This window comes from Bradyrhizobium sp. HKCCYLR20261 (assembly GCF_051168435.1).
Classification (GTDB): domain Bacteria; phylum Pseudomonadota; class Alphaproteobacteria; order Rhizobiales; family Xanthobacteraceae; genus Bradyrhizobium.
On record NZ_JBNPUZ010000004.1, the window covers coordinates 365,684 to 386,335 of the forward strand.

The 20,652-nt window shown below is 65.7% G+C and carries 17 protein-coding genes; 5 read left to right on the forward strand and 12 right to left on the reverse strand.

The window, feature by feature from the left end; genetic code table 11:
• Positions 1-6: 6 nt before the first annotated feature.
• The 10 genes from ACQR1L_RS11775 to rpsT form a co-directional block, all read right to left on the reverse strand.
• Positions 7-663, reverse strand: a complete 657-nt coding sequence (locus ACQR1L_RS11775; protein ID WP_434858114.1) for a HEAT repeat domain-containing protein — start codon at positions 661-663, stop codon at positions 7-9.
• Positions 664-1,036: 373 nt separating this feature from the next.
• The gene (murA, locus tag ACQR1L_RS11780) at positions 1,037-2,332 is read right to left on the reverse strand and encodes a UDP-N-acetylglucosamine 1-carboxyvinyltransferase (protein ID WP_434858115.1); all 1,296 of its coding nucleotides are present in this window, start codon (positions 2,330-2,332) and stop codon (positions 1,037-1,039) included.
• A 102-nt stretch (positions 2,333-2,434) separates the two neighbouring features.
• Positions 2,435-2,710 carry a FitA-like ribbon-helix-helix domain-containing protein gene (locus tag ACQR1L_RS11785; protein WP_434858116.1) on the reverse strand — a complete coding sequence of 92 codons (276 nt, stop codon included), beginning with the start codon at positions 2,708-2,710 and terminating at the stop codon, positions 2,435-2,437.
• A gap of 89 nt (positions 2,711-2,799) precedes the next feature.
• A complete protein-coding gene (gene gyrB, locus ACQR1L_RS11790; RefSeq protein ID WP_434858117.1) occupies positions 2,800-5,238 on the reverse strand; it encodes a DNA topoisomerase (ATP-hydrolyzing) subunit B in 2,439 nt (812 codons plus the stop codon).
• A gap of 341 nt (positions 5,239-5,579) precedes the next feature.
• Positions 5,580-7,733 (reverse strand): hypothetical protein, encoded by a 2,154-nt coding sequence (locus ACQR1L_RS11795; protein WP_434858118.1) that lies wholly within the window; start codon positions 7,731-7,733, stop codon positions 5,580-5,582.
• Between the two features lie 119 nt (positions 7,734-7,852).
• Complete coding sequence (gene recF, locus ACQR1L_RS11800; protein WP_434858119.1) at positions 7,853-8,989, reverse strand: DNA replication/repair protein RecF; 1,137 nt, start codon at positions 8,987-8,989, stop codon at positions 7,853-7,855.
• A 63-nt stretch (positions 8,990-9,052) separates the two neighbouring features.
• Positions 9,053-9,340 (reverse strand): GIY-YIG nuclease family protein, encoded by a 288-nt coding sequence (locus ACQR1L_RS11805; protein ID WP_434858120.1) that lies wholly within the window; start codon positions 9,338-9,340, stop codon positions 9,053-9,055.
• Between the two features lie 67 nt (positions 9,341-9,407).
• Positions 9,408-10,526, reverse strand: a complete 1,119-nt coding sequence (gene dnaN / locus ACQR1L_RS11810) for a DNA polymerase III subunit beta (protein ID WP_434858121.1) — start codon at positions 10,524-10,526, stop codon at positions 9,408-9,410.
• 318 nt (positions 10,527-10,844) lie between these two features.
• Entirely contained in the window at positions 10,845-12,281 is a 1,437-nt protein-coding gene (dnaA, locus tag ACQR1L_RS11815; RefSeq protein WP_434858122.1) for a chromosomal replication initiator protein DnaA, read from the reverse strand.
• 1,364 nt (positions 12,282-13,645) lie between these two features.
• Positions 13,646-13,915, reverse strand: coding sequence for a 30S ribosomal protein S20 (gene rpsT, locus ACQR1L_RS11820; protein ID WP_434858297.1), 270 nt, complete (start codon positions 13,913-13,915; stop codon positions 13,646-13,648).
• A gap of 363 nt (positions 13,916-14,278) precedes the next feature.
• On the opposite strand from rpsT, the gene ACQR1L_RS11825 reads away from it, so the two are divergent.
• From ACQR1L_RS11825 to ACQR1L_RS11835, 3 genes are all read left to right on the forward strand, one after another.
• Entirely contained in the window at positions 14,279-14,596 is a 318-nt protein-coding gene (locus tag ACQR1L_RS11825) for a hypothetical protein (protein WP_434858123.1), read from the forward strand.
• A gap of 122 nt (positions 14,597-14,718) precedes the next feature.
• Positions 14,719-15,375 (forward strand): peptide-methionine (S)-S-oxide reductase MsrA, encoded by a 657-nt coding sequence (msrA, locus tag ACQR1L_RS11830; RefSeq protein ID WP_434858124.1) that lies wholly within the window; start codon positions 14,719-14,721, stop codon positions 15,373-15,375.
• 179 nt (positions 15,376-15,554) lie between these two features.
• Positions 15,555-16,271, forward strand: coding sequence for a polysaccharide biosynthesis/export family protein (locus ACQR1L_RS11835; protein WP_434858125.1), 717 nt, complete (start codon positions 15,555-15,557; stop codon positions 16,269-16,271).
• 154 nt (positions 16,272-16,425) lie between these two features.
• On the opposite strand, the gene ACQR1L_RS11840 is transcribed toward ACQR1L_RS11835, so the two are convergent.
• On the reverse strand, positions 16,426-17,097 hold the full coding sequence (locus tag ACQR1L_RS11840) for a dienelactone hydrolase family protein (protein ID WP_434858126.1): 672 nt from the start codon (positions 17,095-17,097) through the stop codon (positions 16,426-16,428).
• Between the two features lie 54 nt (positions 17,098-17,151).
• Positions 17,152-17,457, reverse strand: coding sequence for a hypothetical protein (locus ACQR1L_RS11845; protein WP_434858298.1), 306 nt, complete (start codon positions 17,455-17,457; stop codon positions 17,152-17,154).
• Positions 17,458-17,778: 321 nt separating this feature from the next.
• On the opposite strand from ACQR1L_RS11845, the gene ACQR1L_RS11850 reads away from it, so the two are divergent.
• Both ACQR1L_RS11850 and ACQR1L_RS11855 read left to right on the forward strand, forming a co-directional pair.
• Positions 17,779-18,267: a (2Fe-2S)-binding protein gene (locus ACQR1L_RS11850; protein ID WP_434858127.1), complete on the forward strand. Its 489-nt coding sequence runs from the start codon at positions 17,779-17,781 to the stop codon at positions 18,265-18,267.
• A complete protein-coding gene (locus ACQR1L_RS11855) occupies positions 18,264-20,546 on the forward strand; it encodes a molybdopterin cofactor-binding domain-containing protein (protein ID WP_434858128.1) in 2,283 nt (760 codons plus the stop codon). Before ACQR1L_RS11850 ends, ACQR1L_RS11855 begins: the two co-directional genes overlap by 4 nt.
• Positions 20,547-20,652: the final 106 nt, after the last annotated feature.

The following is a 20,652-nucleotide window of genomic DNA, read 5'->3' on the forward strand; positions in this document are numbered from 1 at the left end:
GAGCGCCTAAACGTTGACGACGACGTTATCGACTGCCGAAAGTGTATGCGCTTCTAAAGCAGCGATGGCCTTCGCCGCCGCCTTTCGCACATGGCCATCGCGATCGGTGCAGAGCGCGTTGAGGAACGCGAGGATGTCCGGTTGCCCGAAGGCGATGGCAAGATCGCATGCCCATCCACGATGTCGAGGCAACGGGTCGGTGCGGAAGGCGTCGAACAAGAGCCGCCAATCCACGCTGGAGACGTTGCTTCGAAGGGTCCACGCGGCTTCGCGCCGGACCGCGGTCTCCGGGGCCGTCTTGTAGATTTGAAACACCGGCTGAAAATCCGTCTGCTGCCAAATCGCGCCCAGTGTGCGTATCGACACCTGTCGCGTGGACCCTGACGGGCTCGTGATAAGTTTCGAGATGGCGTCATGAGCAGCGTCCCATCTCCAATCTTCGACAACCTGGCAGCCGGCGCGTACGACATACTCGGATTGATCGGCCAAGGCACACAAAATCACGTCGCCGAGAGTCCGGCCGCTCGCATGCCGGCCGATGACTTCGACTGCGGTTCGACGAATGAATTGATCGGCCGACGCAGCCGCGCCGCGCAACAACACCAGCGTCTCGGCGTCATCGCGTGTCGAAAGAGCGCGGATTGACTCGTGCGTGAGCGGCATTGTTTGAACACACATCTCGAAATCGGACCAGCTGTTGACGGCACGACCAGTAGGCTCCCTCGCCCCTCTTGCGGAGAGAGGGGTGAGGTGAGGTGGCTCTCCACGAGCATCGCACTCGCTGAGAGCAAGGAGTAGGGTGGGCAAAGGCGCGCCACTTTGTCACGATTCGCGCGCGATGTTGGTCGCGCCGTGCCCACCATCAGTATCATCCCGTCGCTCGACGGTGGGCACGAGCCGCCTGCGGCTGCTCTTTGCCTACCCGACGGTCCTTCGGTTCGTCATTGCGAGCGCAGCGAAGGCAATCCAGGGCTGCGCAAGGACTCTCGATTGCTTCGCTACGCTCGCAATGACGCGGAGAGAGCAGAGCGAACGTCTAACGTCCCCGCTCCGGCACCCGCGTGATCTTCGCGCCGAGCGCGTTCAGGCGTTCGTCGATGCGTTCGTAGCCGCGTTCGATCTGGTCGGCGTTGTCGATATAGGACGTGCCCTCGGCGCAGAGCGCGGCGAGCAGCATGGCCATGCCGGCGCGGATGTCGGGGGAGACGACGCGGGCGCCGCGCAGCTGGCTGGGGCCGGCGACGATGGCGCGATGCGGGTCGCACAGCACGATGCGGGCGCCCATCGAGATCAGCTTGTCGACGAAGAACATCCGCGACTCGAACATCTTCTCGAACATCAGGATCACGCCCTCGCATTGCGTGGCGGTGACGATCGCGATCGACATCAGATCAGCGGGGAAGGCCGGCCAGGGCTGGTCCTCCAGCTTCGGCACGTGGCCGCCGAAATCGTCCTTGATCTTCATGGTCTGGTCGGAGGGCACGATGAGATCGTCGCCAGCGACCTCGCAAACGATGCCGAGCCGCTCGAAGCCCATGCGGATCGAGCGCAGATGCTCGGTGCCGGCGCGCACGATGCGGAGCGGCGAGCGCGTCACGGCGGCCAGCCCTATCAGCGATCCGACCTCGATGTGATCAGGCTGGATCGCGTAGGACGCCTGGCCGAGCGTGCTAGCGCCGTGGATCACCATCGTGTTGGTGCCGATGCCCTCGATGTTGGCGCCGAGCGCGACGAGGAAATGCGCGAGGTCCTGGACGTGCGGCTCGGAGGCGGCATTGCGCAGGTAGGTCGTGCCGTGCGCGGCGACGGCCGCGACCAGCGCATTCTCGGTGGCGGTCACGCTGGGCTCGTCGAGGAAGACGTCGGCGCCCTTCAGGCCGGAGGCGCGCAGCTCGATTTTATCGCTCGCGGTGACGGTGGCGCCGAGCTGCTCGAAGGCGAGGAAATGCGTGTCGAGGCGACGGCGGCCGATGACGTCGCCGCCGGGTGGCGGCAGCGCCACCTCGCCGCAGCGGGCGAGCAGGGGACCTGCGAGCAGGATCGAGGCGCGGATGCGCGCGCACAGGTCCGGATCGAGATCGCCGGCGCGGATCTCCTTGGCATGGATCGCGAGCCGGTTGCGGCCGCGCCATTCAGCCGACGCGCCGACCGAACGGACCAGCTCGACCAGAGTCTCGGTGTCGCGGATGCGCGGCACATTATCGAGCGTCACCGGATGGTCGGTCAGAAGCGCGGCTGCGATGATCGGCAGCGCCGCGTTCTTGTTGCCCGACGGCTCGATCGCGCCCTTGAGCCGGTGACCACCCTCGACGATGTATTGAATGGGCGCCATGTGTCGGTCCGTTTTTGATGCTGAGGTCAAAGGCGGCGCCGGCTACAGCGGAACCTCGCTCCGGCGTGCAATTATCACGGAAGCCGCACGCAGACCACTGTCCTAAAGAGTCTCCGGGCCGAGCAGGTTTATTCGGTGTGGGGCCTTGCGGCAGGCTAGCAGCTGCCGCTCCAGCAACTCGATGTCGGCAGTCGTGAGGCCGATTGTGCGGCTCATCTCCGAGAGTTTGCTGCCGATGCGCAGCCTGTCGCTCGGACTTGTCGCTTCGTCGAGAATGGCGCGGATTTCGGCCTCAATGCTGCGGGCATTTTGCGTGGCGCGCAGCTTGAGAGCCCGATGGATTTCGTCGGAAAGGTCACGAACAGTGATAGTGGTCATGACGATGTCCTCCGTAAGAACAGCGAGAACGCCAATATCACATGCCGAGTTGCACAGCAGCCTATCGAGAACCGCTGCGGCGCCCGTACCTACACGTCCACATTCGCCGACAGCGAATTGTCCTGGATGAATTCGCGGCGGGGCTCGACGACGTCGCCCATCAGCTTGGTGAAGATGTCGTCGGCCTCGTCGACCTCCTTGACCTTCACCTGGAGCAGGGTGCGCGCCTCGGTGTCGAGGGTGGTTTCCCAGAGCTGCTGCGGGTTCATCTCGCCCAGCCCTTTGTAGCGCTGCATGGCGATGCCCTTGCGGCCCGCGTCGGTCACGGCCTCGAACAGGTCGACCGGGCCGTGGATCACGGTCTGGGTATCGCCGCGGCGCAGGAAACCGGGCTTGGCGTAGGCGTCCTGCAGGCGCGCGGCGTAGTCGTCGAGCTTGCGCGCGTCGGCCGAGGCCAGCAGAGCGTCGTCGATCACAGCCACGTCCTTCACGCCGCGCACGGTGCGCTCGAACGTAAAGCCCTGGCCTTCCACGAAATGGCCGATCCAGCCGCGTTCGACTTCGTCCGCCAGCACGTCGAGCCGCTTGGCGATGTATTCGGCGGCGGCGTCGGCGGTGGCGATGTCGCGCGTGATGTCGGCGCGCAATACGCCGGCGATCGCCGCCTGCTCGACGACCTTGCGGTCGTAGCGGCTGTGCAAATTGCGCAGGATGTTGCGCACGAGGCGCGCCTCCTCGACCAGCGCCAGCAGGTCGCGGCCCTTGCGCTCCTCGCCCTCGGCGGTCCTGAACACGCAATCGTCGAGGCCGGTGCCGATCAGATAGTCCTCGAGCGCGCGCTCGTCCTTCAGATACTGCTCGGACTTGCCGCGCGTCACCTTGTAGAGCGGCGGCTGCGCGATGTAGAGATGGCCGCGATCGATGATCTGGCGCATCTGCCGATAGAAGAACGTCAGCAGCAAGGTGCGGATGTGGGCGCCGTCGACGTCGGCGTCGGTCATCACGATGATCTTGTGGTAGCGCAGCTTGTCGATCGAGAAGTCGTCGCTGATCCCCGTGCCGAGAGCGGTGATCAGCGTGCCGATCTGCTCGCTCGACAGCATCTTGTCGGGACGCACGCGCTCGACATTGAGGATCTTGCCGCGCAGCGGCAGCACCGCCTGGAACTCGCGGTTGCGGCCCTGCTTGGCGCTGCCGCCGGCCGAGTCACCCTCGACGATGAACAGCTCTGACTTGGCCGGATCCTTCTCCTGGCAGTCGGCGAGCTTGCCGGGCAGCGAGGCAATGTTGTTGAGCGGATTCTTGCGCGTCAGCTCGCGCGCCTTGCGCGCCGCCTCGCGCGCCGCGGCGGCCTGGATCACCTTGCCGACGACGGTCTTGGCCTCCGACGGATGCTCCTCGAACCACGCCGACAGCGCCTCGTTGAGGACGTTCTCGACCACGGGGCGCACTTCCGAGGATACCAGCTTGTCCTTGGTCTGCGACGAGAACTTCGGGTCCGGCACCTTCACCGAGAGCACCGCGGTGAGGCCTTCGCGGCAGTCGTCGCCGGTCAGCGCGATCTTTTCCTTCTTCGCATTGGCCTCGGCATAGCCGTTGACCTGGCGCGTCAGGGCGCCACGGAAGCCGGCGAGATGGGTGCCGCCGTCACGCTGCGGAATGTTGTTGGTGAAGCACAGCACGTTCTCGTGGTAGCTGTCGTTCCACCACAGCGCCGCCTCGACGGTGATGCCGTTCGACTCCGAGCGCACCATGATCGGATTGGGAACGATCGCCTTCTTGTTGCGGTCGAGATATTTGACGAACTCCTCGACGCCGCCGGAATAGAACATCTCCTCGCGCTTCTCGACCGCGTGGCGCATGTCAGAGAGGATGATGTGGACGCCGGAATTGAGAAAGGCGAGCTCGCGCAGGCGATGTTCGAGCGTCGCGTAGTCGTATTCGACCATCTTGAAGGTCTCGGTCGAGGCGAGGAACGTCACCTCGGTGCCGCGCTTGCCGGGTGTATCGCCGACGACCTGTAGCGGTGCCACCGCGTCGCCATGGGCGAACACGATGAGGTGCTCCTTGTCGTCGCGCCAGATGCGCAGCTCGAGCTTGCTCGACAGCGCGTTGACGACGGAGACGCCGACGCCGTGCAGACCACCGGAGACCTTGTAGGAGTTCTGGTCGAACTTTCCGCCGGCGTGCAACTGGGTCATGATGACCTCGGCCGCCGAGACGCCTTCGCCTTTGTGGATGTCGACCGGAATGCCGCGGCCGTCGTCGCGCACGGTGACGGAGTTGTCGGCGTTGAGCACGACCTCGACGCGGCTCGCATAACCGGCGAGCGCCTCGTCGATGGCGTTGTCGACGACCTCATAGACCATGTGGTGCAGGCCGGAGCCGTCATCGGTGTCGCCGATATACATGCCCGGGCGCTTGCGCACGGCATCCAGGCCCTTCAACACCCGGATCGATTCTGCGCCGTATTCGTTCGCGGTGGCAGGCTCGTTGTCGGCGATGGTTTGCCGGGCGGGTTCGGTCATGTGAGGCCTTTGAAGGGGTCCCGGAAGGGGTGCCGATGGGCGATGTCGCGCAAGGGTGCTGAGAGCACTCTTTGTGCCACGAAAGCGGGGGCGCGCCTAGCGCAAAAAGACGTGCCTTAAGATATTGAAGAGATGGGTTTTTTTAACGGTTTTTCAAGCCGTCCGGGAGCCCTCTTCGGGGCCTGCGCAAGGCCGATTCGGACGGCCATTCGCAGGCGTTCGGACAGCGCCTGGGACGGCCGCTTCAGGCGGGCGCTCCAACGGCGTCAGGCCGCCCGTTGGAGCGGCCTGACGATCCACGCAATCGCTGGCGGAGGGCGCGCTGCCGGGCGCCCTCAGGCTCAGTACAGCGGCAAGGGCAGGGCCTGGCCGGTCGGGCCGATCATCAGGCCCCAGGCGTCGCCGGCGCCGAGCTCGATGGTGTCGCTCACGGGCGCACGGCTGGCGATCTTGATCTCGTAGCGGTATTTGCCGGGCGGCAGATCGAGCAGCGGGCCCTTGGGCGTCTTCGGGCTGCCGGTGCCGGCTGCGATCTTCACCGCCTGCCTGTTGATCGTGAGCACCGCATCGGTGTCGCCGGCATTGCCGAGCATCAGCTTGGCCTGGCCGGGTTTGGGCAGGATCTCGGCCTTCGCGGCGGCGTCTGCGTTCTTCTGCACCAGGTTGATCGAGGTCTCGCCACGCGCGCGGCCGAGCGTCAGCACGGCGGGCCCTTGCGGCGAGGTGAAGGCGAGCCTGGCCTTGTCGGCGCTGGTCTGCGCGCCCTCGGGCTTCTCCTGCCAACCGCGTTTGGTCAGCTCGGCACGGTAGAACGCCAGCACGGCGTTGAGATCGGCGGGCACGCTGGCTTCGAGCTCCAGGCGGACGGGCGTGTCGAAGCCGGGCGCCTTGGAGGTCGCCATCGAGGTGGCGCTGCGCTCCTTCGGCACCGGCAGCGCCGACGACGGATCGGCTTCGAGCGGGGGCGCGTCCTTGGCCTGTTGCGACGCCGCCTGCGCGGCGGCCGCTGGCTTGGCTGCAGCGATCAGGGCGCTGCCGTCGGCGGTCACGTTCACCTTCGGGCCCATCTGCATGATCGTGAACGCGACCGACTTGCCCTTCGCCGAAAACTCCAGCCGCGCCATGGTCGGATTGTCGATCACGGTCGGCGCTTCCCTGTAACCGGTCGCCTTCAAGGTCGACCGGAAGAAGCCGGCGAGGGCCTTCACCGACGAGGTCGACTTGAACTCCAGCCGTCCCTGGCTGCCGTCGAACTCCACCGCCTCGGCGGTCTCGGGCAGGGCGATCGGGGCGGGATTGCCGGCCAGCGCCTTGACCGGCGCATCCGACATCGCGCCGGCCTGCTGCGCCCGCCGGACCTCGTCAGCCGCGATCACCTGCTTGGCCATCGCGGCGGCGTCGGCCATGAACTTGTCGTCGGCGTCCTTCTTGGCCTTGGCCCGTGCGGCCAGCGCCGCTTCGGTGGCGCGCATCGAGAGTTCGACCATGGTGAGATCGTATTGCCGCGACAGTTTCAGCGTGCCGGTCTCCTCTGCCGAGGCGACCTTCAGCGTCACGTCATCCGGCGTGCCCGGCGCGGCCGCCTCGATCCGGAAGCCGCGCCCCTGCAGCTCGCTTCTGTAGAACGCGAGCACGGCCGGCAGCTCGGCGATGATGGCGCCCTTGGCCTGGCGGGCCGGCGAGGTCGCGCTGCCCAGGCTCTGCGACGATTTGGCCGGCTTCGGCATCGGCAGACCGGCGCGGTCGTCGCCGGCTTCGAGCTGCGCTGGAAGCGCGAATGGCGCAACGCGGATTTCGACCTTGATCTTGCCGTCGTCGCGGCGGGCCAGCGTCAGCATCACCGGATTCTGGCGGCGGTAGCCGTCGCTGTCGTCATGGCCGAAGAAGGCGCGCACGCCGTTCGGCGCGGTCTCGCCGAGATCGGCGTTGGGCCAGCGCGCGGCAGTCTCCGCGGTCAGCTTCTGCCAGCCGAGCGCGGTCATCTCCCTGGCGAAGAAGGCCATGGTCGCATCGAGCGGCGTCGCAACGATGCAGGACAGATAGGGCCGCGTCTCGTCGAACACGATCTCGGTCGCGCCGTCGGGGAACGGCACATTGGCGTAGATCCGCTGCGGCGAGTAGCTGACCTCCGACTGGTCCATGCGTCCGCCGCTGCCGGTGACGTAGGCCGACAGTCCCTGCTTGCCCTTTTTGTAGTTGAGCGTGGGATTGCGTTCCTCCAGTGGCCTGATGTAGCGCACCCAGCCGTCGGCGCTCAGCACCTGCTGGGTGGCGGCATTGGTTGCGGCAGGCGGCATCGGCAGTCGGTAGACGACACGATAGCGATCGGGGCGCGACGTATCCTCCACGGCGCCCTCGGCGCGCGGCAGCGCGTGGACGTCGACGATGGCGTCATCGGCGCGCGCGGGGACGATACAGCTCGCGACAAGCAGAACGCTGCAGGCAAACAGACGTAGCCGCGGCGCGGCGATGGCCTGCGGCCAAAGCTTGGACATCACAGATCTCCAGGATTTCGATTGCGGCGCGTAGGCCTGCGGGATGTCGGAGGACCTCGTCGTCGATCCAACGACAGCTAGTCGAAGCTGGGAACTGATAGGTTCAACGGCGGAAAACGTTACCGCCGTGCGCTGATCCGGCCGCCCTCGACGTCGAAGATCTCGCCGAGCTCGCGCAGCTCCGCGAACGCCGCGGGATCGGCGCCGGTCAGCCACACCTGGGCACCGAGCGTGCCGAGCTCGGCGAACAGCGCGGTGCGGCGGCCGGGATCGAGATGGGCGACGATCTCGTCGAGCAGCAGCATCGGCACGATGCCGGTGGTCTCGGCGACCAAGGTCGCGTGCGCGAGGATCAGGCCGATCAGCAGCGCTTTCTGCTCGCCGGTCGAGGCGTCGCGCGCCGGCATGTTCTTCGGCGCGTAGATCACGTGCAGGTCGGTGAGATGCGGGCCATCCAGCGTGCGGCCCGCGGCGGCATCGCGCGCGCGATTGTCGCGCAGCAGCGCGCGATAGCGGTCCTCGACGCCGAGCGCGGGCTCGGTCAGCAGCGCGTTCTCCATCCAGCCGTCGAGCGCGATCTCGGCCGAGGGAAACGCCGACGCCGCCCCGCGCTGGCGCAGCATCGCGGCGAGCTTCACCGCGGTCTGGCCGCGACTTGCCGCGACGGCCACCGCAAGCTCGGCGGTCTCGCGCTCGATCGCGTCACACCAATGGTCGTCGAAATTGCGCACCTCGAGCAGCCGGTTGCGCGAGCGCAAGCTACGCTCCAGCGCCGAGACGCGGCTGGAATGCTCGCTGTCGATCGCCAGCACCAGGCGGTCGAAGAAGCGGCGGCGGTCGGAGGCGGAGCCCATGAACAGGCCGTCCATGGCGGGCGTGAGCCAGACCATGCGGATGTGATCGCCGAACGCCGCCGCGGAGCCGACCGGCTCGCGGTCGATGCGGCAGCGGCGCGTCGTGTTGGCGTCGCTGCGCGGCGGCTCGATGCCGGTGCCGAAGGTGGTCAGCCCCAGCGCGCCCTCGACCTCGGCCGACACGGCCCAGGAGCCGTCGCCCTGGTTGTCGGCGACATCCTCGAGCGTCGCGCGGCGCAGGCCGCGGCCGGGCGCGAAGAACGAGATCGCCTCCAGGCAATTGGTCTTGCCGGCGCCGTTCGCTCCCACCAGCGCGACCATGTCCGCCTGCACGCTGACGCTCGCCGCGCGATAGCTGCGGAAATGCGTCAGCGACAGGCGATTGATGCGGGAGGGGGTCATCAGAAGGAGTTACAAGCCCAGTTCTGTCATTGCCGGGCTTGACCCGGCAATCCATCGTCCGCGTCAGCGGACTATTTCATCATAGAGATCGCGCCAATCTGGATTGTCTTTTGCGATCAGGCCGATCTTCCATTCGCGTGACCAGTGTTTGATGTTCTTCTCGCGCTGCAATGCTCCGGCGATCATCTCATGCGCCTCGAAGTAGACCAGCCGCTTGATTCCGTAGCGCTTGGTGAAGCTCTCTGCGAGGCCTGCGCGATGCTCGTAGACTCGTCGAACGAGATCGTTGGTCACGCCGACATAGAGCGTGCCGCCGGGCTTGCTGGCGAGGATGTATACCCAGTAGGCCATGAGTTGAGATGGATGGCCGGGTCAAGCCCGGCCATGACGAGTTTCCTTCAATCTCGCGCGCCGTACCTCACACCCGCATCGGCATCAGCACGTACAGCGCGTTGCGGTTGTCACGGTCCTGGATGAGCGTCGGCGAGCCGGGATCGGCCAGCCTGAGCACGGCGACCTGGCCCTCGATCTGGGCGGCGATATCGAGCAGATAGCGCGAGTTGAAGCCGATATCGAGCGCGTCGGAGGCGTATTCGACCTCGAGCTCTTCCGTCGCGCTGCCGGAGTCCGGATTGGTGACCGACAGCACCAGCTTGCCGGGCGACAGCGCGAGCTTCACGGCTCGGCCGCGCTCGCTCGAAATGGTGGAGACGCGGTCGACGGCTGCGGCGAAATCGGCCTTGTCGACGACGAGCTCCTTGTCGTTGTTCTGCGGAATGACGCGGCCGTAGTCCGGGAAGGTGCCGTCGATCAGCTTCGAGGTCAGCACCACCTGTCCGAGGGTGAAGCGGATCTTGCCCTGCGACAGCTCGATCTTGATCTCGCTGTCATTGTCCTCGATCAGCCGCTGCACCTCGCCGACGGTCTTGCGCGGCACGATGACGCCGGGCATCTCGGCGGCGCCGGCCGGCTGCGGCAGATCGACCTGCGCAAGGCGATGGCCGTCGGTGGCCACCGCGCGCAAGGTCGGCTGCTTGGCATTGCCGCCGGCATGCAGATAGATGCCGTTCAGGTAATACCGCGTCTCCTCGGTCGAGATCGCGAACTGCGTGCGGTCGATCAGGCTCTTGATGTCCTTGGCGGGAACGCCGAAGGCGTGCGTCATCTCGCCCGCCGCGAGATCCGGGAAGTCGCTCTCGGGCAAGGTCTGCAGGGTGAACTTGGAGCGTCCCGCGCGGATAGCGAGCACGGCGCGCTCGCCGTCGCTCTCCAGCACGATCTGCGAGCCGTCCGGCAGCTTGCGCACGATGTCGTAGAACATATGCGCCGGCACGGTGGTGGAGCCGGCGGTGGCGGTCTCGGCGGCCAGGGTTTCCGTCACTTCGAGATCGAGATCGGTGGCCCGCAGCGACAGACGGGCGTTCTCCGCACGGACGAGAACATTGCCCAGAATTGGGATCGTGTTCCTCCGCTCGACCACACGATGGACGTGGCCCAGCGACTTCAGGAGCTGCGCGCGTTCGACGGTTACCTTCATTGCACTACCCGCCCGTTCCCAACTGAGCTTGTCCTGGAATGCCGGCGGGCTGGAACAGCGCCGCGGCCGATGGCACCTCGCGCCCGAACGGCGCTTTTTCAGCGTCCAGGAGCGTGAGGGGGAGGCGTAAAGTGGCGCGGATGAGGCCCAAGCGCAAGGGAAAGCCAAGGGAAAGCGGGCCGATTTCCCATGTTTCGGCAGACGTTTCCGCGCACCGGGGAACGGACCGGAGGGCGTCAGAATGACGGGGGCAATCGCGGCCGGGGCCGGACCTTCTGTCCGTCCCCCCTGGCCGCTCGGGCTGGCCGTGCGGGCGAACTAGTCCTGCAGTTGCCGCTTCAGCGACTCGACCTCGTCGTTCAGCGTCACATCCTTGCCGACCAACGCCTCGATCTTGCGGACGGCATGCAGCACGGTGGTGTGGTCGCGACCGCCGAAGCGGCGGCCGATCTCGGGCAGGGAGCGCAGGGTCAGCGTCTTGGCCAGGTACATCGCGACCTGGCGCGGCCGCACGACATTGGCGGTGCGGCGCGACGACAACAGGTCGGAGCGGCTGACATTGTACTGCCGCGCCACCACGCGCTGGATGTCCTCGATCTTGATCCGCTTCGGCTCCTGCGGGCGAACGAGGTCGCGCACCTCGCGCTCGGCCATGTCGAGCGTCACGGGCTGGTTGTTCAGCTTGGAATGCGCGAGCAGGCGGTTGATCGCGCCTTCGAGATCGCGGCCGTTATGGGTGATGGAACGGGCGAGATAATCGAGCACCGGCTCCGGCACGTCGAAGCTCGCATGGTGCGCACGGGCCGCCGCGACGCGCGACTTGAGAATGCCGAGCCGCAGGTCTTCGCCGAGCGTCGCCATCTCGACCACGAGGCCGCCGGCGAGGCGCGAGCGAACGCGGTCGTCGAGGCTTTCGAGGTCCGACGGCGGGCGGTCGGCGGCGATCACCACCTGGCGACCGGCATCGATCAGCGCGTTCAGCGTGTGGCAGAACTCGGCCTGGGTCGACTTGCCCTGCAGGAACTGCAGATCGTCGATCACCAGCACGTCGATGCCGCGCAGCGCTTCCTTGAACGCCAGCGCCGTCTGCGATTTCAGCGCCGCGACGAAGCCGTACATGAACTTCTCGGCGGTGAGATACAGCACCTTGCGCTCGCCGCCGGCATTGCCGGCCCAGGTCACGGCCTGCAGGAGGTGCGTCTTGCCGAGGCCGACGCCGGCATGGATGTAGAGCGGATTGAACATCACGGGATCGCCGCGGCGGCCGTCCGCGACCTGGCGGGCGGCGGCATGGGCCAGCGTGTTGGCGCGGCCGACGACGAAGCTTGCAAACGTCAGGCGCGGATCGAGCGGCGAGCCGCCGAGCGCATCATGGCTCGTCGCCAGCGATGCGGCGGCAGCAGAGCGCGGCTCCGTCGTGGTGGCCGGCTTGGCGTCGTTGCGCTCGGGCCGGCGGGCCTCGACGGCGACGGGAGCTTCCTTGGCCGGCGTCGCGCAGCGCATCGCGGTCCGAACCGACAGGTCGATCCGGTGGACCTCGGGCATCTCCGCCTGCCATGCCGACAGCACGCGCTCGGCATAATGCGCCTGGATCCAGCTCTTCAAGAAGCGCGTCGGCACCGACAGATGAACGCTTTCGTCCTGAACGGCTTCGAGGTCCATGCGGGCAAACCAGCTCGTATAGACGTCCTCGCCGACGGTCGAGCGCAGCCGACCCTTCACGCGAGACCAGCGTTCTTGTTCCGAATTTGTCATGGCAGTCGCAACTTTTCGAATTGAGTGGTGGTGTCGTGTGATCGCCGGAGAGACGTCTCGTTGAAGACACGTCTCCCGCAGCGAGACCTCGAGCGGAGGCTCAACTCCAGACATGGCTTGCCGTTCGGCGCTGGCGCCGTCTGGCCGATCAATGCTGGTGACGATAAGACTCCGCGAGGTCAGCGCATACTCGGACGAGCGGGAGGACCAATAGCCGTGCTGGCGATGGCCGTGCTGGTCGTATCGATCACGTCGGTGCTGACCGCCAAGGGTGCGCTGACCGCCAAGGGTGCGTGATCCGGAACCAGCCTCTGCTGTTTACCCGCAATGTGTCCGTCAAGCATGCAACCTCCCCGCCCTGCCGTGATTGCTCACGGCAAGTTGTCATCCCAATGCCGCCGCGTCTGAACCCCAAGATCCAGCCGCTACGCCGTACATCCCGTCCAAGTTGTCCACTCGGTGAGCGAGCCGCCACAAACGCTGGTCGGGTCGAGCAGTGTCGTATCTCTCTTGTTCAAAACGGCGCAACGATGATGCTGCACCCGAGAAATTTCGACAAAGCTCGGTCGTTCCCCATATTGCTATGGGTACAGATCCGGCCATCGCTTTGGAAAGCGTCGCCAACGCGCACACCGCCGCCGATTTGCACGTCCGCCCCGTTTCCTAAACCGCGCTGGTCTGAAGATCGTGGGCGCCGCGAGTGATTAAAGAAATACACGATGCATCGAGACTCGCAATCCATAAGATCGGAGCACGCGTGACGAGTCTCGGCGGCGGTTGCGACGTGGTGTTGCGCGTTAAGAAAGCAAGGTTTTGAATCATCGCGAGGAATCTCGCATGTGACAAACAACATCGTCTGCCCAAAATTTCTTCATAATTTTTTTACGTAGCGACCGCGTGCGGTGGCTTTTCCAATCACTTCACTGCGCTATGCGCTTAAGTCATTTTCGAGCCGATGTTTTTCGCGATTACTTGAAGCGGGTAACTCCCGCCACGTCGCGTCTGCGACGCGAACCGCGCATCGTGCGCTCTTGACATCAATGCGCAATCACCCGGCGCAGATTCGCGCCTGTTGCAGGTGAGACAAAATTATCACCGCGTAGAAATACGGAACAGTACGTATGACTACGGGACGCGTCATGTGCGCGCGACATCACACTTGTTCCACCACGCGCGAAGATCGCATCCGCACTGCGATGTCGCCATCAAATAGAACGCGCGCGACCATGAGATGGACGCGCGCGTGAGGACGGCGGGCAATAGCAAGTGCGCAAAGGAAGCGGGAACAAGGAAGCGCGAAAAAGAAAAGCCCGGCATGCGCCGGGCTGTTCGCGTCTTGATAGTTCGTCAGCCGATCGAGCGCGTCACTTCGCGGCGAGCTTGGCGATCTGGTGCGCGAGGCGCGACACTTTGCGGCTGGCGTTGTTCTTGTGAATGATGTTGCGCTGCGCGGCACGCATCAGCTGCGGCTCGGCGTTGACCATCGCCTGCAGCGCCGCGTCGCGGTCGCCCTTCTTGATCGCGTCCTCGACGGAGCGCACGGCGTTGCGCATCTGGGTACGGCGCGACTTGTTGATGATGGTGCGGCGGGCAATCTTGCGCGTCGCTTTCTTCGCAGAGGTCGTGTTGGCCATGCTCTCAAATATCCTTCGGCGGCGAGCGGTCGCCGCAATCAGCGGGTACGCGCGCGGCCCGCTCGTTTGCGGCCCGATCGACGCGATGGGTTGTTCGGACGCCTCTCTGAGAATGCCATGACCGGAGCGGGTGGGCTCGGCGGATCGGCGCTGCTCAAAGAACAGCGGCGGCGGGATTGCGCCCACCGCCAGTGGCGGACCTTATAGGCGCAGCCTCACCCACCGTCAACGGTCTCGGAAGTCGCATCTGGCGCCGGAATCCGCCAAAAGCCGGTTCTAAACCCCTGACGAGGTTGAATTTCTATGGAGCCCCCGCTATGGCCTTGCTGCCCGCAAGGGCATCGGAGAGAGGGCAGGTGAGGCATGATCCGCGGTTTTTTCCGTCTGGTGGGGCTGTTGCTGCTGGCCGGAAGCTTCATCTTCCTGGTCTATGACGGCGCGCGCTGGGTGGCCGACCAGACCCTGCAGTTCACCCGTTTCGGCCAGCTCTGGAACGACGTCCATCAGGCCAGCCAGGCCGCCTTCAAGGCCCAGGTCGAGGCCAAGGCGCCGTTCCTGTGGGACTGGATCGTGAAGGGGTTCCTGGACCAGCCGGTGTTCGCCGTGCTGGGCCTGCTCGGGATCCTCCTGATGCTGCTGTTCCGGCCGCGCAAGCCGCTGATCGGCTATGGCCGCGACTGACTGCCGGAAAGCGGCGTAACACCGCTGGGGTTGGCAGCGTAGAGACCTATATAATCCACCAGTGAAGGTCATCGCGCCGCGGGGCTCTCCCCCGCGGGCGAATGCCATGCCCGGAGACACCCATGTTCTTCATGCGCAAACCCGCCGCCATGCCGAGCGCCGCCGAGGCGCTGCCCGGCCGCGCCCAGCCGATCCCGACCGCGAGCACCCATTTCGTCAACGGCCGCCGCCTGCTGCCGCCCTATCCCGCCGGCCTCGAGCAGGCGCTGTTCGGACTCGGCTGCTTCTGGGGCGCCGAGCGCAAGTTCTGGCAGCTCGGCGACGGCATCCATGTCACCGCGGTCGGCTATGCCGGCGGCCACACGCCGAACCCGACCTATGAAGAGGTGTGCTCGGGACTGACTGCGCATACCGAGGTCGTGCTGGTCGTGTTCGATCCCAAGGTCGTCTCCTATGAGCGGCTGTTGAAGACGTTCTGGGAGAACCATGATCCGACCCAGGGCATGCGCCAGGGCAATGACGTCGGCACACAATATCGCTCGGCGATCTACACCTTCAGCGATGCGCAGCGTGAGGCTGCCGAGGCCTCGAAGGACGCTTACGAGAAGGCGCTGCGGGCCAAGGGTCTCGGCGCGATCACCACCGAGATCGCGCCGGCCGGCCCGTTCTATTTCGCCGAGGATTATCACCAGCAATACCTGGCCAAGAATCCGGCTGGCTATTGCGGTCTCGGCGGCACCGGCGTGGCGTGCCCGATCGGGGTCGGCGTCAGCGCCTGATCGCGCAGCGCTGCGGTCCAAGCATCGATCCCTCCGCCGCACCGCGGCGGAGGGATTTTCTTTTTTGCAGCCGATTTGCAACAGACCTCGCTTGCGCCCGGCGCCGGCCACACGCGCCAACGGTTTGTTAACCTTAACCGCGCATGACTAGGGCACATCCTCATTCAAGGATTGTTCGAGTGCGCGCGTTGTTTCTTCCGGTCATTGCCGTCTTGTCCACGATGCTGCTGTCGGGCTGCATGCACACGGCCTCCCCCGTTGCTGTCGGCCAGCCGCAGAGTGATCTCGACGCCATGGCCTATGGGACACCTTCGACCGGCCCGGTTGCCGCCACCGGGCAGGGCGGAGCGATCCCCGCGCTGCGCAACGCGTTCGCCGCCGCGCCCGGTCCGGGCGCTTATGTCATGCCAGCCGGCTATGCGCCCGGGCGGCGTGATGCCGCCTACCATCTCGACGCCGGCGACAAGCTGCGCGTCGTTGTCTACGGCCAGGAGGGCCTGACCAACACCTACGCCATCGATGCGTCCGGATCGATCACGATGCCGCTGATCGGCAGCGTGCCCGCGCGTGGCCGCACCACCGCCGGCCTCGCCGCCGAGATCACCGCCAAGCTGCGCAATGGCTATATCCGCGAGCCTTCGGTGGCCGTCGAGATCGAGGCCTATCGCCCGTTCTTCATTCTCGGCGAGGTGCAGGCGCCCGGCCAATATCCCTACGTGCCCAACATGACGGTGGAGAGCGCCATCGCGATCGCCGGCGGCTTCTCGCCGCGCGCCCGGCGCGACATCGTCACCTTGACGCATACGGACCCCTCGGGCGCCATGCGTTACGAGGTGCCGCTCGGCACGTCGCTGAAGCCCGGCGATACGATTCAGGTCGGCGAGCGCTGGTTCTGAGCTGAGCGGGCGCCGTCTGCGCCGGACGCTTTCGCGAGGAGTGGTGCAAGATTCCATCCACCGTCATTGCGAGCGAAGCGAAGCAATCCAGGGGCGTCATGCGCGGCCCTGGATTGCTTCGTCGCTTCGCTCCTCGCAATGACGGTGGTGTCGTTCAGCGCAAATGCGCCGCGAAGAACGCGAGGCTGCGCGTCCAGGCGAGATCCGAGCTCGCCTTGTCATAGCTGGAACGCTCGTCGCAGCCGAAGCCGTGCTGGGCGCCGGGATAGACGAAGATCTCGACATCCGGCCGCTTGGCCTTGATGGTCTCGACATCGGTCAGCGGAATCCCTGAGTCCTTCTCGCCGAAATGCAGCTGCGTCCGCACGGTCGGCTTGTCGTCGGCGAAGCGAACGACGGCGCCGCCGTAATAGCCGACAGCGGCTTTCAGTCCGGTGAGCTTGGTCGCGGCCGCATAGGCGATGCTGCCGCCGAGACAGAAGCCGATGATGCCGACCGGCCCTGCGCTCTTCACCGCATCGATCGCCGCCTGGGTGTCGCGCAGGAACGCCTGCCAATCCGGATTGGCGACGAACTTGCGCGCCACGGCGATCTCGTCCGGCGAATAGCCCGAGGTGAAGTTCGGCTCGACGCGATCGAAGATCGCCGGCGCAATCGCCACGTAACCCTCCGCGGCCAGACGGTCGCAGACGTTGCGGATGTGGTGATTGACGCCGAAGATCTCCTGGATCACCACCAGCGCGCCTTTGACCGCGCCGCTCGGGTCGGCGCGATAGGCGCCGAGCTGGAAGCCGTCCGATGCGGTGAGCTTGATGTCCTGTCCCACGTTCACTCCTTATAAGTATCGATACATCCCGGTCGGTGAGCGATCGCGAGACGCCTATCGCCACATCCAATTGGTGCCGTAGTCCTCTTTCCAGCCGGTGAGCCGTCCGTTGCGGAACTTGAGGAACAGGCGGTGATGGTGCGGGACCAATCCGCTGCCGCCGAGATTGCGCAAGGCGAGAAAGGTCTCGTTGCCCGGCGGGCCGTTGAGATAGATCAGCGGCTGCTCGAGCACGCGCGATGTCTCCCCGACATCCATGCCGAAGGCAAGCGGTGAGACGTTGGATAACGTCGCTGTGAAAGGCGCGCGGGCTGAGAGCAGTGAGGAATGCCCGGCTTCGGCTTGCGCTGGGATCAGCATTGCGGCGATCGGCAGGGCGGACGCGAGCATAGCGGCGGCAGCGTGCCGATTGGCGTAAGCCTGTAGTCTCATGAGCTGACGTCTCCTCGCGTGCCGTCGACTGCCGCCTTCTTAGCCGATGCGGCGCTGCAATCCCACAGCTTCTGCGCCGCACAACGAGAATTGCCGGTTCTTTCGCAAGCGCTGTTCCAAATTTCGTTGCGTCGTTCCGGCAACGCGATCATTCTTTCGGCTGGCTGGCATCGATCCGGTGGGTGCTGGCGTCGCATAAACCGAACTTCGCCGTAAGCGAAGTCGCACGCCGGGCGGGGAAGAAACCAAATGCCTAATCTCACCATCAACGGGCGGACCATGTCCGTCGACGCGGCGAACGATACGCCGCTGCTATGGGTCATCCGCGAGCAGTTGCAGATGACCGGCACCAAGTTCGGCTGCGGCGCAGGGCTGTGCGGGGCCTGCACCGTGCATGTCAATGGCGAGGCCGTGCGCTCGTGCCAGACCATGGTCGGCGACGTCAAGGACAAGAAGATCACCACCATCGAGGGCCTGTCGCAGAAGGGCGATCATCCCTTGCAGAAGGCATGGATCGCCGAGCAGGTGCCGCAATGCGGCTACTGCCAGTCCGGCCAGATCATGCAGGCGGCCTCGCTGCTCGCGAAGACCACGAGCCCGACCAAGGAGGAGATCACGGCGCATATGGACGGCAATCTCTGCCGCTGCATGACCTATTCGCGAATCCAGAAGGCGATCCAGCGCGCGGCATCGGAGATGCGCACCGCGTCGAACAGCAGCGACCGGAGGGCGACATGAACCAGCACGTGAAAGCAGCGCCAACCATGGCCACAGATCTCAGCCGCCGTTCCTTCCTGGTCGGCACCGCCGCCACCGGCCTCGTGCTCGGCTATGCCGGCCTCGCCGACAGCGCTGTTGCAGCGACGACGCCCTCGGCCTTCGAGCCCAGCGTCTGGTACTCCATCGCGCCCGATGGCCTGGTCACCGTGACCTGCGGCAAGGCCGACATGGGCCAGCACATCGCCTCCACCATGGCGCAGATCGTCTGCGAGGAGCTTGGCGCCGCCTGGAAGGACATGCGCGTCCAGCTCGCCTCCAACGATCCAAAGTTCAACGATCCCGTGCTCGGCGCCCAGATCACCGGCGGCAGCTGGAGCACGATGATGAACTTCGACGCCATGAGCCGCGCTGGCGCCGCCGGGCGCATCGCGCTGACTGAGGCTGCCGCCACAGCGATGGGCGTGCCGGCCAAGGAGCTCACGGTGCGCGACGGCATCGTGATGCATCCGAAGTCGAAGAAGCAGATGAGCTATGCCGAGATCGTCAAGAGCGGCAAGATCACCAAGAGCTTCACGCCGGACGAGCTGAAGGCGATCACGCTGAAGACGCCGGATCAGTACACCATGATTGGCGTCTCGGTGCCGCAGCTCGACATCCCCTCGAAGACCAACGGCACGGCGAAATACGGCATCGATACGATGCTGCCGGGCATGGTCTACGGCAAGGTGGTGACGCCGCCGGTGCGCTTCGGCGCCACGGTGAAGTCGGTCGACGATAGCGAGGCCAAGAAGGTCCCCGGCTTCATCAAGGCGGTGACGCTCGACGACAAGACCGGCTCGACGTCGGGCTGGGTGGTGGCCGTGGCCAACACCTATGCCAATGCGAGGAAGGCGGCGGACGCGCTCAAGATCAGCTACGACAAGGGCCCTTACGCGAATGTCAGCACTGACCAGATCATCACCGAGGCGATGCGGCTGCAGGCGCAGGAGGACTCCGGCCAGTTCTTCGTCAAGGACGGCGATGCCAATGCGGCGCTCGCCGGCGCGGTGAAGGTGCTGGAGGCGGAGTACACCACCAGCATCAACATCCACGCGCCGATGGAGCCGATGAACGCGACCGCCGAGTTCAAGGGCGACATCCTGCACATCTATTCCGGCAATCAGTTCGCCACCCGCTCCGGCGCGATCGCGGCGGGCGCGGCCGGGATCGATCCCAAATATGTCGTGATGCACCAGGCCTGGCTCGGCGGCGGCTTCGGCCGCAGGCTCGATGCCGACATGATGGTGCCGGCGGTGCAGGCGGCAAAGGCCGTGGGCAAGCCGGTCAAGGTGATCTACTCCCGCGAGAACGACATGACGATGGACTACTCGCGGCCGCTCACCTACCAGAAAGTGAAGGCGGGGATCGACGCCAGCGGCAAGCTGATTGCGCTGAGCCATGACGTCGTCTCGGCGTGGCCGACGGCGCGCTGGGGCATCCCGGACTTCCTGACGCCCTCGGTCGACAAGAAGGGCCCGCTCGACTCGTTCACGGTCAACGGCGCCGACTTCTTCTACACCGTCCCCAACCACCATGTGCGCGCGATCAAGAACGAGCTCGCGCACAATGCGACGCCGTCCGGGCAGCTCCGCTCGGTGGCGCCGGGTTGGACGTTCTGGGCGGTCGAGAGCATGATCGACGAGATCGCCGCCGCCTCTGGCCAGGACCCGGCGCAGTTCCGAATCGCGCTGCTCGACGGCAAGGGCAAGAACGATGGCGGCGCGCAGCGGCTGCGCAACACGCTGCTCGCGGCGATGGGCCTGTCCGGCTACGGCGCGAAGAAGCTGCCGAAGGGTGAGGGCATGGGCGTGGCCTGCGTGTCGTCGCAGGAGCGCGCGACCGCGAGCTGGACGGCCTGCGTCGCCCATGTCGCGGTGGCTGAGAGCGGCGAGGTCACGGTGAAGAAGCTCACCGTGGCGACGGATGTCGGTACGCAGGTGCATCCCGACAACATCCGCGCCCAGGTCGAGGGTGCGGCGCTGTGGGGCCTGTCGCTGGCGATGTACGAGAAGGCGACCTTGAAGGATGGCGGTATCGAGCAGACCAACTTCGACAGCTACACGCCGCTTCGCATGAGCCAGGTGCCGGAGGTCGCGATCGCCGTCATCGCCAATGGCGAGAAGGCGACCGGCGTCGGCGAGCCCGCCGTGACCGTGGTCGCGCCGGCGCTCGGCAACGCCATCTACAACGCCTGCGGCGCACGGCTGCGCGCGCTGCCGATGACCGCAGCGGCGGTGAAGGCGGCGATGAAGGCGTAGCCGTACCGCCGGGCCCACAACGACAGGAAACCGCCGGAGATGCTCTCCGGCGGTTTTCGTTTGGTCGGGATCGTGCCCGGGGAACATCCAATTTGAATGATTGCCT